Annotated in this window: 18 protein-coding genes and 1 pseudogene; 12 read left to right on the top strand and 7 right to left on the bottom strand. The window is 49.6% G+C overall.

Annotated features, from left to right (window positions below):
* The coding region (locus RYZ59_RS20005) for a flagellin (protein ID WP_318050243.1) at positions 1 to 234 on the top strand (234 nt) is incomplete at its 5' end.
* An 83-nt stretch (positions 235 to 317) separates the two neighbouring features.
* The gene (locus RYZ59_RS20000; RefSeq protein ID WP_167736280.1) at positions 318 to 842 is read left to right on the top strand and encodes a phase 1 flagellin transcriptional repressor; all 525 of its coding nucleotides are present in this window, start codon (positions 318 to 320) and stop codon (positions 840 to 842) included.
* A gap of 382 nt (positions 843 to 1,224) precedes the next feature.
* On the opposite strand, the gene RYZ59_RS19995 is transcribed toward RYZ59_RS20000, so the two are convergent.
* Entirely contained in the window at positions 1,225 to 1,569 is a 345-nt protein-coding gene (locus RYZ59_RS19995) for a hypothetical protein (RefSeq protein ID WP_318050248.1), read from the bottom strand.
* 217 nt (positions 1,570 to 1,786) lie between these two features.
* Between RYZ59_RS19995 and RYZ59_RS19990 the strand changes: the two genes are divergently transcribed.
* On the top strand, positions 1,787 to 2,257 hold the full coding sequence (locus RYZ59_RS19990; protein ID WP_318050251.1) for an SRPBCC family protein: 471 nt from the start codon (positions 1,787 to 1,789) through the stop codon (positions 2,255 to 2,257).
* A gap of 109 nt (positions 2,258 to 2,366) precedes the next feature.
* On the opposite strand, the gene RYZ59_RS19985 is transcribed toward RYZ59_RS19990, so the two are convergent.
* Positions 2,367 to 2,534 carry a hypothetical protein gene (locus RYZ59_RS19985; RefSeq protein ID WP_318050253.1) on the bottom strand — a complete coding sequence of 56 codons (168 nt, stop codon included), beginning with the start codon at positions 2,532 to 2,534 and terminating at the stop codon, positions 2,367 to 2,369.
* Between the two features lie 281 nt (positions 2,535 to 2,815).
* Here RYZ59_RS19985 and RYZ59_RS19980 point away from each other — a divergent pair, with 281 nt between their 5' ends.
* From RYZ59_RS19980 to RYZ59_RS19965, 4 genes are all read left to right on the top strand, one after another.
* Positions 2,816 to 3,958, top strand: coding sequence for a transglutaminase family protein (locus RYZ59_RS19980; protein WP_318050255.1), 1,143 nt, complete (start codon positions 2,816 to 2,818; stop codon positions 3,956 to 3,958).
* The gene (locus tag RYZ59_RS19975; RefSeq protein WP_202038371.1) at positions 3,936 to 4,292 is read left to right on the top strand and encodes a mercuric transporter MerT family protein; all 357 of its coding nucleotides are present in this window, start codon (positions 3,936 to 3,938) and stop codon (positions 4,290 to 4,292) included. Before RYZ59_RS19980 ends, RYZ59_RS19975 begins: the two co-directional genes overlap by 23 nt.
* The gene (locus RYZ59_RS19970) at positions 4,289 to 4,570 is read left to right on the top strand and encodes a heavy-metal-associated domain-containing protein (RefSeq protein ID WP_048211334.1); all 282 of its coding nucleotides are present in this window, start codon (positions 4,289 to 4,291) and stop codon (positions 4,568 to 4,570) included. Before RYZ59_RS19975 ends, RYZ59_RS19970 begins: the two co-directional genes overlap by 4 nt.
* Positions 4,571 to 4,777: 207 nt before the next feature.
* On the top strand, positions 4,778 to 5,443 hold the full coding sequence (locus tag RYZ59_RS19965) for a YecA family protein (RefSeq protein WP_137381539.1): 666 nt from the start codon (positions 4,778 to 4,780) through the stop codon (positions 5,441 to 5,443).
* 81 nt (positions 5,444 to 5,524) lie between these two features.
* Here the strand turns inward: RYZ59_RS19965 and tyrP are convergent, their stop codons facing one another.
* Complete coding sequence (tyrP, locus tag RYZ59_RS19960) at positions 5,525 to 6,736, bottom strand: tyrosine transporter TyrP (RefSeq protein WP_005127721.1); 1,212 nt, start codon at positions 6,734 to 6,736, stop codon at positions 5,525 to 5,527.
* Positions 6,737 to 6,970: 234 nt separating this feature from the next.
* Between tyrP and RYZ59_RS19955 the strand changes: the two genes are divergently transcribed.
* Positions 6,971 to 7,210: a YecH family metal-binding protein gene (locus RYZ59_RS19955; protein ID WP_005127720.1), complete on the top strand. Its 240-nt coding sequence runs from the start codon at positions 6,971 to 6,973 to the stop codon at positions 7,208 to 7,210.
* Positions 7,211 to 7,255: 45 nt separating this feature from the next.
* Here the strand turns inward: RYZ59_RS19955 and ftnA are convergent, their stop codons facing one another.
* Positions 7,256 to 7,753, bottom strand: a complete 498-nt coding sequence (ftnA, locus tag RYZ59_RS19950; RefSeq protein WP_005127719.1) for a non-heme ferritin — start codon at positions 7,751 to 7,753, stop codon at positions 7,256 to 7,258.
* A gap of 192 nt (positions 7,754 to 7,945) precedes the next feature.
* Entirely contained in the window at positions 7,946 to 8,281 is a 336-nt protein-coding gene (yecR, locus tag RYZ59_RS19945) for a YecR family lipoprotein (protein ID WP_318050261.1), read from the bottom strand.
* Positions 8,282 to 8,550: 269 nt separating this feature from the next.
* Here yecR and RYZ59_RS19940 point away from each other — a divergent pair, with 269 nt between their 5' ends.
* Positions 8,551 to 9,189: an RpiB/LacA/LacB family sugar-phosphate isomerase gene (locus tag RYZ59_RS19940; RefSeq protein WP_318050263.1), complete on the top strand. Its 639-nt coding sequence runs from the start codon at positions 8,551 to 8,553 to the stop codon at positions 9,187 to 9,189.
* Positions 9,190 to 9,222: 33 nt separating this feature from the next.
* Here the strand turns inward: RYZ59_RS19940 and RYZ59_RS19935 are convergent.
* Positions 9,223 to 10,643, bottom strand: a pseudogene (locus tag RYZ59_RS19935) (MFS transporter).
* Positions 10,644 to 10,774: 131 nt separating this feature from the next.
* Here RYZ59_RS19935 and RYZ59_RS19930 point away from each other — a divergent pair.
* Positions 10,775 to 11,026 carry a DUF2766 family protein gene (locus RYZ59_RS19930; protein WP_005127709.1) on the top strand — a complete coding sequence of 84 codons (252 nt, stop codon included), beginning with the start codon at positions 10,775 to 10,777 and terminating at the stop codon, positions 11,024 to 11,026.
* 80 nt (positions 11,027 to 11,106) lie between these two features.
* Here RYZ59_RS19930 and RYZ59_RS19925 read toward each other — a convergent pair whose 3' ends face one another.
* Entirely contained in the window at positions 11,107 to 11,610 is a 504-nt protein-coding gene (locus RYZ59_RS19925; RefSeq protein ID WP_137381544.1) for a non-heme ferritin-like protein, read from the bottom strand.
* Between the two features lie 547 nt (positions 11,611 to 12,157).
* Between RYZ59_RS19925 and RYZ59_RS19920 the strand changes: the two genes are divergently transcribed.
* Positions 12,158 to 12,715 (top strand): DJ-1/PfpI family protein, encoded by a 558-nt coding sequence (locus RYZ59_RS19920; RefSeq protein WP_318050265.1) that lies wholly within the window; start codon positions 12,158 to 12,160, stop codon positions 12,713 to 12,715.
* 318 nt (positions 12,716 to 13,033) lie between these two features.
* A complete protein-coding gene (locus RYZ59_RS19915; RefSeq protein ID WP_202038375.1) occupies positions 13,034 to 14,023 on the top strand; it encodes an arabinose ABC transporter substrate-binding protein in 990 nt (329 codons plus the stop codon).
* The last annotated feature ends 18 nt before the right edge of the window (positions 14,024 to 14,041 follow it).

The raw sequence follows: 14,041 nt of genomic DNA, 5'->3' as shown, positions 1-14,041 counted from the left end.
GTTGCTGACCTGCGTTCCGACCTGGGTGCGGTACAGAACCGTTTCAACTCTACCATCACCAACCTGGGTAACACCGTCAACAACCTGTCTGAAGCCCGTAGCCGTATCGAAGATGCTGACTACGCGACCGAAGTGTCCAACATGTCTCGCGCAAACATTCTGCAACAGGCGGGTACTTCTGTTCTGGCGCAGGCAAACCAGACCACGCAGAACGTCCTGTCTCTGCTGCGTTAATTTACACTTATCGCACAAACCCCGCTCAGGCGGGGTTTTTTCGTTTAGAATAATACTTTTAGGATTAAATGGATGTTCTGGCAATGAATGATATTTCTTACGGTCGAGTAGCAGAGATGTGGCCGCGTGACTATTCAATGCTCGCTCGTCGGATACAGTATCTGCGTTTTAATGATTGCCTGGTAAAACTGGTTAGCTGCAATGGGCAATCGATCATTGGTTACATCTCAAAATTCAATCCGAATGAGAACTTAATTCTGGCGTCAGATATTCCCAAAGGAAGCAACAGGATCGAAGTAAAACTTGAGTCTCTTGCCTCTCTTGAGGAACTAAACGATAACTCTGATATTTGTACTGCGTTAGTGATGACCGGGACATTCAATACCCAGCCAAATGAACCAACAAAGCAGGATTTCTTTTCGATATGCAATAAGTGTTTCAAGCAAGGGGTAGGCATCAGGGTTTATATGCTTGATGGCAGAATTATTGTAGGTGATACCACGGGTGTTAATGCTTGCCATGTTGGAATTAAAATACCTGAAGGCAACCATATGCAAATCATGTTTGATTGGGTTAGTAGGATCACTTCATCAGATTATGTTGAATAGGGCTCAGGTAGTCACGCACAGTGGATCTTCACGACTGTAAATGCTTCACCATTGGGGTCTGAGGGCTAACGGTAACCTTTTGAATGTTCAGATAATAAAAAAATGAATTAATGGTGAAATAATCCTTTAACTTGTTGATTGCTATCGATAACACGCATGATTTAAAATCCCTCGGCGTTCGCGCTGTGTGGGTTCAAGTCCCACTCCGGGTACCATGGGAAAGAACAGAATAATCAAAGCAATAAGCAGTGTCGTGAAACCACCTACGGGTGGTTTTTTTGTGCCTGAAACGGACTGACAGCTTATAGCTTGCGTCGCAATACCCGGCAGTAAAGCAAAACCGCCAAAACGCCCAATTCACCAATATGATTTGCCCATTCGCTTATCGGCGAATAGGCGTGCTCAGCATAAACCCTCCGCGGGCCGGGTTGTTCATGAACCCATCACGGGCGGGGTTATCGTTGTGGTTCTGAAAACCGCTCATTATGAGGGGATCGTTAATGCCATCCTGAATCGTAAAGGGTCTGTGGAGCCGGCTACGGGCTCTGAGCGTAAACGCAAAATCATCCGCTCCGCCAATCACGATAACGCCATTACCGGCAGCTAACGCAGCACTCAACTCTTGCTCTCTTTGAGCCTGACTTTGCAATGTGCCTGCTGCAACTGATGAAGACGCCGACAGCAGTAGCGCAAGGACGGCGCATGAAAATACCCGTGGCAGTTTCATGATAAATACTCATAAATAATGTGGCTATTAAAGTATAGCGTTTGATGACGCTCTTATCCGGGCGGTAAACAACCATTTTCTGGCGGCTGAGGCGGTGATTCTGGGAGGCCTGGCCGTGTAATTAAGCACTATAATAAAAACAGCTCACAGGTGATTATGCCTGTTCGTAGCACAGGCAGGTGCCGCAGATTTTTCACCCCATAGGGGAGAGAAGGCGATGGCTGACTATCAGTTTTCCACAGTCTGGCGGGTTGAGGCTTCACTGCAGGATGTCTGGGATGTTTTCTCCCACCCGGCTCAGTGGCCAGAATGGTGGAGAAGCCTTGAGCGTGTTGTTGAGATTAAAAAAGGCGATATACAGGGAGTCGGAGCGTTGCATCGTTACACCTGGAAGGGTGTGCTTCCGTATCGTCTAACCTTTGATATCAGTGTATTAAATATTTTGCAGTACTCTCTTCTTGAAGGTGCTGCCAGCGGCGAGGTTGAAGGGCGCGGGGTATGGTCTTTTATTGATACCGGTAGGGAGACTATTGTCAGGTACGACTGGAATGTACGAACTACGATTCGCTGGATGAATATACTTGCCCCACTGGCGGCACCGGTATTTCGCTGGAACCACGATACGGTAATGCGCGAGGGGGCGAAGGGATTAGCCCGTAAACTTGGCACCCATGTGTATATATTTTGATTCAGAGCCTATCCCATTAGGGCTATTTTGCTTGCCATTTCGCCGCTGGCAGTGCTCAAACTGTTTGCGCCAATAACGCTTGCTGGGATAGGTTCTTCGTCCTCTGCTCTCAGGGGCCGTTTTGTCCCTGAAAGTTAAAAATCCCGCCGTTGCTAACCTTAATCGCCCTGGAATAGGCACACAGTGCTGGATCGTTCGCCACGATACCACCATCGACCAGGACATTCTTTTGCGGCAATGGGGGAAGTGAGTAAATACGCGCTGCTTCGAAATACATCGGTGCTGCGGAGGTACCTGCATTTAAATATAGACAGGTTTTTGGCGGTGTTTCCTTAATAAAGATGAGGGATCTTCATGCCGCCATTACTGTACTTTCGCGCCGGTAAGTGGCTTAATGGCGGCCACGTAGTTTCTTATTTCATTCACAGTTAACAGGTCTGTTATTGATGAATAACCTCCATCGACTCGCCTTTTTTTGTCAGCGTCTGTCTGCTGTGATGATCGCCTGCGGTTTTTTATTCAGCCGTCGCTCAACTCTCATAACATGGACAGACAGCAATGCAACGTCGACAATTTCTCAAAAATAGCGTTTTCCTTTCCGCCGCCGGTATAGTCGGCCCTTCGATTGTTAGCTGCACGGTCCAGGCTGCTGAGCCTGCAACCGTGCCGGTGGCACGTCGGCGCTTTGTGCTATCGCAAACGTATAAGCTCAACCCACCAAAGGGGTCGAGTGGCGTCGTGAAGTTGTGGATACCTTTGCCGGTCGATACCGCATTCCAGCAAATGACAAATCTTGCTTTTAGCGGCAATTACAAACAAGCGTACGTCACAACCAACAATGTCTATGGCGCGAAAACGTTGTTTGCCAGTTGGCCCGACTCGCAGGGAGAACTGCTGATTAAGGTTGATCTCGATATTGAGACAGCCGATTGGGAGCCCCTGCAGCATGACGCGTTAAAAAACTGGCAAGCACCGGAACAGATTACTTACCCGCTGGATGTAAAACCGTATCTGCTGCCAACAACGCACACTCCGATTGATGGGCTGGTCCTGGAAACGGCGCGTAAAATTACCGGTAATGAACAAGACCCGCTGAAAAAAGCTCGCCTGATTTACGAGTGGGTGAGCAGTCATATGGAGCGCGATAATGACGTTATCGGCTGCGGAACCGGGGATGTAGCGGAGATTTTGAAAAGCGGGAAGCTCAAGGGCAAATGCACCGACATGAGCTCTGTTTTTGTCGCCCTGGCCCGAGCCAGCGGCATTCCTGCACGTGAATTGTTCGGGATTCGTCTGGGGAAAGCAAACAAGCTGGAGCGCTACTCAACAAGTGCATTTGGTAAAGCCGACAGTGCAGGTGTTGCTGATGTTAGCGGGGGGCAGCACTGCCGTGCGGAGTTCTACCTGGCGGGTTACGGCTGGTTACCGTGCGATCCGGCCGATGTGACCAAAATGCGTCTTGCGGAGAAAAAAACGCATCAGGATGTGGACGTCCAGGCGGTGAATACCTATCTGTTTGGCAACTGGGAAATGAACTGGGTTGGCTTCAACTATGGTCGTGACTTTGAACTGTACCCGGCTACAGAGCAGGGCGCGATGAACAACTTTGGTTATCCTTATGCTGAAGTGGACGGTGACCCCATCAATTTCTATGACCCGAAAGCGTTCTCTTACCGCTATGTCGCAACAGAACAACGCTAAAGGGGCGGGATTGACCCTGCTGACGGCCGCCGCGGCTGCCGTCACGGCTGGCTTATGTTGCGTCGGACCACTGCTGTATCTGCTGTTTGGTATTTCGGCGGCGAGCTTTGCCGTGTTCACTCAGTTTGAGTTTCTGCGCATTCCCCTGATGTTGCTGTCCTTAGGGCTATTGTTGCGTGTTTTCTGGCGGCTCTACTTTTCTAAAAAACTATGGTGTTCCGGATGGCTGTCCCTGAAGCAAGCGCGCGTTCTTTACTGGTGTGCGTTGGCGCTGATTCTGCCGGTGTTGTTTTACCCCACGATCGTGGCCTGGTTTTATGAGGTGTTTGAGTGAAGATTATTACGTTAATCGCATGTTTACTGTTGCCATTGTGGACTCAGGCTGCCAATCAGAAAGTGGTGCTGGATATCCAAAATATGACCTGCTCGTTATGTGTCATTTCGGTCAACCAGGCGCTACGTGAAACGGATGGGGTGATTAAAGCCAAATCTTCGCTCAAAACCCGGCAGGCAGAAGCTATCGTCCCCGAGGGATTTTCTACCGATACGCTCCTTAACGCGGTGGCGAAAACGGGGTATACCGCAACGTTGAACCGTATTGAGCCACAATAAACCACCTTCGGGTGGTTTTGTTCTGTTTTCCGCGTATGATGCCCGGCGGCTGATGCTCCCTTTTGTGCGTTAACTACCGGAATTCCCCTCGTTTCCTGTTAACCTGAATTGACGGTACCTGTAAGCCGCTCATGCCCATTTGGATCTGATATCCCACCAGCTATGTAAGATAATCACAGGCAAGAATTTTTACTAAGGAAAAGCGTTATGAAAACGGGACCACTAAACGAGAGCGAACTGGAATGGCTGGATGATGTACTGACTAAGTACAATACGGACAAGTCTATTCTGGATGTGTCAGAGCTGGATGGCTTACTGACGGCGGTGCTCAGCTCACCGTATGAGATCGAGCCAGAGCAGTGGCTGGTCGCTATCTGGGGCGGTGCACAGTATGTTCCGCGCTGGTCCTCCGAAAAAGAAATGGCGCGTTTCATGAATCTTGCGTTCCAGCATATGGCGGATACGGCCGATCGTCTGGATGAGTTCCCGGAGCAGTTTGAACCGCTGTTCGGCCTGCGTGAAATTGAAGAGCATGAGCTGACTATCGTAGAAGAGTGGTGCTTTGGCTATATGCGAGGCGTCGCGTTGTCGGATTGGTCAACGCTACCTGATTCGCTGAAGCCCGCTCTCGATGCGATTGCGCTACACGGGACAGAAGAAAACTTCGAGGTGGTAGAGAAACTGACGCCAGAGGCATTTGAAGAGAGCGTGGATGCCATTCGTCTGGCGGCGCTGGATCTGCACGCTTATTGGATGGCGCATCCGCAGGAAGCACCGGTTAACGTCCCGGTAAAAGTTGATGCCAAAGTGGGGCGCAACGACCCATGCCCGTGCGGCAGTGGTAAAAAATATAAACAGTGCTGCCTGCATTAAGAGAGAGGGGCGTAAGCCCCTTTTACTTTACAGAGTCAATAGCAGGCCTGATAAGCGAAGCGCCATCAGGCAAAATCTCCGTTAACCCACTTCAGGCAGCAGCCCTGCGGCAATAGAAAACTGCACGGCTATCACCACGATGCCGCAAATAAAGACCAGCGCCAGCGCTGGCGTGCCACCTACTACACGGTAGTTTGCCTGCGGGTTGTGCTTTCTGCTCCGCCAGGCCAGCATGGAGGGGATCAACAGAGCCAAAACGGCCAGGGCAACGCCTGCATATCCCAGCGCCATGACAAAACCTCGCGGATAGAAAAGAGCAAATGCCAGCGGTGGCAGGAACGTCACGACGCCCGTTTGCATCCTGCCGGCCACAGTATTACGCCGCTGAAAGAGATCGGCCAGGTAATCAAATAACCCCAGTGCGACACCGAGGAAAGAGGTGGCCAGTGCGAGGTCGGCAAACAGATGCACGGCCAGTTCGACGTGCGGCGAAGCCACGACTTCACGTAATGCCTGTAACAAACCGTTTAAGCCAGCGTGATTGGCTAAGAGCCCCATAAACGTTGACGAGTTAATGCTACCGAGCGTGGCCAGTTGCCAGAAAATATAGGCCACTAACGGGATGGCGCTACCGCTGATAAACACCCAGCGCAGTTTACGGATGTTGCCGTTCATGTAGCTGACGATGCTGGGTACGCTACCGTGAAAACCAAATGAGGTAAAAATAACCGGGATCGCGGAGAGCGCCAGGCCTTGTTGAAGCGGCAGGGTAAGCAGGTTCACCTTATGAATATGCGGCATCAACAGCGCGAGCATTGCCACCAGGAAGATGATTTTGGCGCTGAACAACAGACGATTGAATAAATCAACCAGTGAGGTCCCGACGCATACCACGCCACCGGCAACAAAGGTGAACAGCAATACGCCTGTGGTGGGCGAGATGCTGGTTCCGGTCCAGTCGCTGATGCTGGAGGCCAATAGCTCGCCTGCACCACTGATGTAGGCGGCGGTCAGGGCATACATCAAGAACATCATGCTAAAGCCCGTTACCCACTGCCCGTATCGGCCAAGATAGCGTTTTGCCAGCGTGCCAAGCCCGGTGTCTGCCGGTACATGCTGGTACACCTCAAGCAGCAACAGCGCGGTGTAGCACATCAGGGCCCATAACCCAACCAACAACACCAGCGTGACGCTAAACCCCACGCCTGCCGCCGCCAGCGGCATTGCCAACATACCGGCACCAATCGTGGTTCCCGCCACGATAAAAATACTACCCAGGGTTCTGTTTTTCACGCTTTCCTCTGTCCCAGAGATAATCAACGGTTATATCTGCGGCGCAGGTTAAGGCATAACGCTATTTTCGTCAAATCACCGTTACAAGTGCTGTATATTAATGTTTACGGATGCTCGGAGATTAAGATGTATTGAAAATGATATTTATCTGCGCTCTGCCCGCATAAACCTGCGTTAGCGCAAAGCAGCGTTGTACGGTTCACATTAGGCTACGGGCTTTATTGAGGAGGTAGTATGGAATCTATTCACGGTCACGAAGTGCTCAACATGATGATTGAATCTGGTGAGCAGTATTCACATGCCAGCCTTGAGGCGGCGATTACCGCGCGGTTTGGTGAGCAGGCACGTTTTCACACCTGTTCAGCAGAAGGCATGACGGCGGGCGAGCTGGTCGCGTTTTTAGCGGCGAAGGGGAAGTTTATTGCCAAAGAAGACGGCTTCTCTACGCATGAAAGCAAGATCTGCCGCCACTAAGATTCTCGAATAACGGTGGCAAACTGCCACCGTTACCCAACAACATTAATTCTGTGTATCAAGGGTTGCCAGTTCTTTATCGATGAAATAAAGACCTTCGCCACTTTTACCGGCCAGCGATAACTTATCGATGACGGATTTAAATAATTTCTCTTCTTCGTGCTGCTCAGCAACATACCATTGCAGGAAATTAAAGGTCGGATAATCCTGGTGGGTCATTGCCGCATGCGCCAGTTCATTAATTTTCTGCGTGATCAATTGTTCGTGCTCATAGGTTACACGGAACAGTTCATCCAGGGACGCATATTCTGCAAATGGTGAAGAAACGGTATTAATACGCGGCAGGCTGCCGGTATCCGTCAGGTAATCGAACAGACGCTGCATATGCGTCATTTCTTCCTGGGCGTGGCGACGCAGAAACGCGGCGGCACCTTCGAAGCTGTGATAGCTGCACCACGCACTCATCTGTTGGTAGAGCAGGGACGAATATAATTCAAGATTCATTTGCTCATTCAGTTTGTCGATCATTTCTGTTTTCAGCATGGTTCTGCTCCACGAACGTTATTATATATTGACGTGGCGCCACTATAATTTGTTATTTAATTATTTGCAAAAGGTAAAATAATAAATTTATTTATTAAAAATGCGAATGGGAATAAAACGCATTAACGCTATTAAATTGATGATATAAATAAAAATAGAATAGATGACCAGCAGATGTGCTGGTCGGAATGATTAATAATAGAAAGTGGAATTTTGTGGTACGGCAACACCGTGGCACTGCCAGGACTGCGTGATTTTGGTATTCAAACACAAAGATCCGGCATAAACGCTGCAGGTCGCAACCGGCTGGCCAAATCCGACTGCACTGGCATAACCCATGCGCTGACATGCTTTTGTCGCCGTACCCTGGGCGACGTAGTCGTCGGTACGTGCTGTTTGTAGCATGGCCTGGTTGTAAGTCAGACGAACCACGCCGGTAATGTTGCTGGCTTCGCTGACCTGAGCCTGCTTAGTGATAGTGCATCCCGTCAGCATGAGCGGTAAGAGGGCAAGAATAAAGGTCTTCATGAAATCGCTCTGAAAAATCGGTGATACGCTATCCTGACATACATCACGGCTAATCAATGGCCTGAATAGCCAGAAGATCACCTGCGATTAATCACAACGACACCCTGTGTATGAGTCAATTCTGAAGGCTGGCGTAAAAACCGTGAGCATCTCGATATTTTATGAAACTTAATTTCATAAAATTTGAAAGCTGATTTGCTAAATAGTAATGTGACTGAAATGTCATGACTTACGGCGGGCCCCCCGCGGCGCATTCAGGAGAGTACACAATGAAAATTGCATTGATGATGGAAAACAGCCAGGCAAGCAAAAACGCGATCATTCACCATGAACTTAAGTCTGTCGCGGATGAAAAAGGTTTTCCTGTGTTCAACGTCGGGATGAGCGACGAAAACGATCACCATCTGACTTACATCCATTTGGGCATCATGGCCAGCATTCTGCTCAATTCAAAAGCAGTTGATTTCGTTGTAACGGGCTGCGGTACGGGTCAGGGAGCCATGATGTCACTGAATATTCACCCCGGTGTGGTGTGCGGCTACTGCCTTGATCCCGCGGATGCGTTCCTGTTTGCGCAGATCAACAACGGTAATGCGCTCTCGCTGGCCTTTGCGAAAGGGTTTGGCTGGGGGGCTGAACTGAACGTCCGGTATATGTTTGAAAAAGCGTTTACCGGTCGTAATGGTGAAGGTTATCCACCGGAGCGTAAAGACCCGCAGGTGCGTAATGCGGGGATTTTGAACCAGGTAAAAGCAGCAGTAGTAAAAGAAAATTATCTTGATACCCTGCGCGCTATCGATCCTGAACTGGTGAAAACCGCCGTTTCAGGTCCACGTTTCCAGCAGTGTTTCTTTGAAAACTGCCAGGACAAAGCGATCAAAGCCTTTGTCCGTGAAGTTATTGGCTAAAACCGGTTGGCCTGATAGCGTGAACTATCGGGCTTATCGACGCTTATTTGACACTGCGCTTCCCGCATCGCGGGTAAGTCGCAGGGTATCAACCATTCCTATCAGGCAAATCATGGCGATAGCGACGAATGCCAGCCGGAAACTGATGCCGGGTATTGCCCCCAGAGACAACCATTCACTCACTTGATCCCCGATACGGATCCCGATAGCCGCCAACGAAATCCCCAGTCCAACAGCCAGTTGCGTCGCGGTACTAAACAGCGTATTGGCATAGCTCATCTGCGATGCAGGAACATCCGCAAATGCCAACGTGCTGACACCGGTAAACTGAATTGAGCGAAAAACGCCGCCCAGATACAGCACCAGTAAAATTACCCATACGGGGGTTTGCGGCGTGATCAGCGCACAGGCCAATAGCGCCAGCACGTTAAGCGCGCCGTTTATCAGCAGCAGCTTTTTAAAGCCTAACCAGCGTATTAACGGCGTAGTCGCGGGTTTAATCGTCAGGTTGCCAACAAACACGGCCAACACCAGCGAACCAGCATGAAAAGCATTCATGCCAAATCCAACCTGAAACATCAGTGGCAACAGAAAGGGTACCGCGCTGATAGAGGCACGAAACAGCGAGCCTCCGTACATCGTGACACGAAATGTAGGCACGCGCATGGCATCCAGACGAATCATCGGCCACGCGGATTGGCGAAAATGGCGCAGGGCATACAGGAACGTGGCTATTCCAAGCGCCAGTAGTCCCGCGGTTAACCAGCCCTGTGGTTGTTGGGTTCCCAGCAGTTCCATCGCATATACCAGACTGACCATCGCGACCGATGTGGCAATAAAGCCGGGAAAATCGAATGGGCGACGCTCGTCATCATGAATATCCGGGATAAAACGCAGCGCCAGCGCTATCGCCAGCAACCCCAGCGGCACATTAATAAAGAAGATCCAGCGCCAGTTGGCATAACTGGTAATAAATCCGCCCAAGGGCGGGCCAATAATCGGGGCCACTAAGGCAGGCCAGGTCAGGGTGGCGATCGCGGTGATCAACTGATGTTTAGGCGTGGTACGCAGAACGGCGAGGCGGCCGACCGGCACCATCAGTGCCCCTCCGACACCCTGAAAAATGCGCATTGCTACAAAGCTATCAATGCTGGTGGCGAGCCCGCATAAGACTGAGGCGAAGGTAAAGATCGCCAGTGCCAGGGTAAACACTTTTCGGGCACCAAAACGATCGGCAATCCAGCCACTGGCAGGGATGAGAACCGCCAGCGTAATCAGATAAGCACTGATGCCGATGTTCAGATCAACGGCCTGCACGCCGAAACTTTTGCCATATCGGGCAGGGCCGTCGCAATCACCGTGCCATCGATGAACTCCATAAAGAAGGCCCCGGCGACCAGTAGTGCAGCCGGAGAAAGACCCCGTTTATTATCAACCGCTAAATGTTCACTCATGTTGTGCTTGCCATCTCAAACGAAATTAACTGGATCTGTTTTTTTATTTTCAGCGCGGCTGTACTGCTTTCGCCGCTACCGTTTCGAGCGCTGAATGGGTACTATGACGACCTTTCTATAAGGAGCTCACTATGTCCCAAACACTGAATGCCGATCAGGAACTGCTCTCGGACGTTGTTGCCTGCCAGTTGGTTATCAAGCAAATCCTGGATGTTATTGATGTTATTGCCCCGGTAGAGGTTCGGGAAAAAATGTCCAGTCAACTGAAAAGCATCGACTTTTCCAGCCATCCCGCGGGCGCTGATCCCGTTACGATGCGCGCAATTCAAAAAGCGGTTGCGTTAATCGAACTGAAATTCACCCCGCAGAATGAGTCTCACTAAAATAAACCGTTGTTTCAGGTTTTAGAAAGGTTTTTTTGCGCCTCTCAGAACGGGAGGCGCAGATGTGTTGCGATCGGATATCAGTGATGTTGGTAGTTTACGACGTTTAGCAGATGCTTATCCGTTTGCGCCATACACAGTCCAGCACGTTTAGCGCTACGAACTTCATCAAGAATCGTTTGTAACAACACGCCATCCTGCTGCTGTTCTTTTTCCAGATCATGAAGAAAATCAGCGGTTGAGGCGTCGTTCAACGCTTCTGCTTCATCCGTCAGACGCGACAGCGTACGGGAACGCTGCTGATAATCTTCCAGCGTTTTCTGAAACAGTTCTTCAAGGGATGTTAGGTCATCACCGGGAATATCGATGGCCTTGACGATGGGGTTAGCCCCTGCGCTTTTCATAAAATTAAACATACGCATCATTTGCGTCACGTTACCCTGCGCCTGAGTGCGCAGAAACGTCGCGGTGCCTGTCAGGCTGTGTTCATAGCACCATTCACTAAGGTGGAGGTAGAGATTCGATGCGTAAAACTCAAGGTTCATTTGCGTGTTGAGTTTGTGAACAATTCCAACTGCAGCCATATCAATATCCTTATTTCCAGAAAGGAGAAGTACGTCACCAACGCCAGTGCAACGGGCTGCCGTTGCACTTCACATCTACGTACGAGTAATACTGTTAGCAGAATAAATCCGTTCCGCCGGTCCTTTAGGTGATCACGAATTATATTCGCTTCCGATCGTGAATCAGCATAGCGCGTGCCAGGCATCAAGAAAATCCTTAAAACCATCTATTTATGTTTTTTTACATATTGACATAAAAATATGCTTAGTCATGCCATTTTGGTATATAAGTGAAGTGAATGTAATCAACTGATTTATAATGAATTTATACAAAATAAAGATAATGAAATGCAGTTTCAAGTCTCAAAATTAAATTTCATGGCGCGGTATTCTATGACGTCTGGTGATTATCACTGTTGGTTTTGATGGGAATTTCCCGGAGAAGTGATGTGTCCGGAAATTATCTAGAACCTAATTTCTTGCGCCAGAACATTTTTAAATAAATTTAACGGCATGATTTATTCGGCATTTGTTGTTGGATATCGGTGGATTAATCGAGGAGTTGTATATGAAAAAGGTGGCGGTGTTACTGGCACCCGGTTTTGAAGAGGCTGAAGCCATTGTGACTATTGATATTCTATGTCGCCTGCAAATTGAGGTTGAGACGCTGGCCTGCGCAGAGTCTCGTGCGGTGGTGAGCTATCATGACGTACCAATGGTGGCCGACAGTACGCTGGAGACCCGTCGGGATACCTTCTACGATGCGATCGTGTTGCCAGGGGGACCACAGGGTAGCGTAAATCTTGCCGCCAGTGCTGCAGTTGTCCAGTTTGTCTCTCGCCATGACGATGCAGGAAAACTGATTTGCCCGGTTTGTTCGGCAGCCGCACGAGTGCTGGCGGGTAATGGGTTGCTGAAAGGACGGCGCTACGTGTGTTCAGGTGAGCTGTGGCAAACCATCACCGACGGCGAGTATGTCGACGCGCCTGTTGTTGAAGATGGCAATCTTATCAGTGGCAAAGGACTGGGCCATATTTTTGATTTTGCGTTTACGCTTTCTGCACGTCTGTTAGAAGACGATATTCCTGTTCGCGATCACGCTGACCATATTTATTACCCCTGGTAATCACTGGACTCCCGGATGTTTCGATATTCGGGAACAAGGATTCACTGGCTGAGGTTATGGATTAATTTGCTATTTCTTATTTTTCCTATTCTGAAAATTGTGTTTTTTTATGTCATTTCCCGCTGAATTTATGTACGCAACTACTGTAATTCTAGGGTGTGATGCCGCTCTCTTATGGAGAATCAATTTCCCGCTAAAAATACTCTCAGCACTGGCATTGATCTTATCAATAAAAGGTAATGCCTTGTTTTATGTCCGAATTACAAAAAATCGTTTGATTTTACCCTACATAAAAGAACGTTAAAGCTGGAGTTAACCATGCACAAATTCACTAAAGCGCTGGCGGCCATCGGTCTGGCTGCCATTATGTCACAATCCGCTATCGCTGAATCCATGAAGCTCGGTTTCCTGGTTAAACAACCGGAAGAGCCCTGGTTCCAGACAGAGTGGAAGTTTGCTGATAAAGCCGGTAAAGACCTTGGGTTTGAAGTGATTAAAATTGCCGTTCCAGACGGCGAGAAAACCCTGAATGCTATCGACAGCCTGGCGGCAAGCGGTGCAAAAGGATTTGTAATTTGTACGCCGGACCCAAAACTCGGGCCTGCCATTATGGCAAAGGCGCGTGGCTATGACATGAAAGTCATCGCGGTTGACGATCAGTTCGCCAATGCGAAAGGTAAGCCAATGGATACCGTGCCATTGGTGATGATGGCAGCAACCAAAATTGGTGAACGCCAGGGCCAGGAACTGTACAAAGAGATGCAGAAACGTGGCTGGGATGTGAAATCTTCTGCTGTAATGGCGATTACCGCCAACGAACTGGATACCGCGCGCCGCCGTACCTCGGGTTCGATGGAAGCGCTTAAAGCTGCAGGCTTCCCGGAAAAACAGATCTACCAGGTCCCAACCAAATCTAATGATATCCCTGGCGCATTCGACGCCGCAAACTCCATGCTGGTTCAACATCCTGAAGTTAAACACTGGCTGATTGTCGGGATGAACGACAACACCGTGCTGGGTGGCGTGCGCGCTACCGAAGGACAGGGGTTTAAAGCAGCAAACGTGATTGGTATCGGTATTAACGGTGTTGATGCCATTAGCGAACTCTCCAAAGGGGAAGCCACCGGATTCTACGGTTCACTGCTGCCTAGCCCGGACGTTCACGGTTATAAATCCAGCGAAATGCTCTACAACTGGGTCACCAAAGGCGCAGAACCGCCGGCGTTTACTGAAGTTACCGATGTGGTGTTGATTACTCGCGACAACTTCAAAGAAGAACTGGCGAAAAAAGGCTTAGGCGGCAAATAACGCAACTGCCGTAAAACG

Origin of the sequence: Citrobacter sp. HN-141 (assembly GCF_033341895.1) — a bacterium.
GTDB lineage: Bacteria > Pseudomonadota > Gammaproteobacteria > Enterobacterales > Enterobacteriaceae > Citrobacter.
Note: the sequence above shows the minus strand (reverse complement) of the source record. Positions and strands in the feature narration are given on the sequence as shown.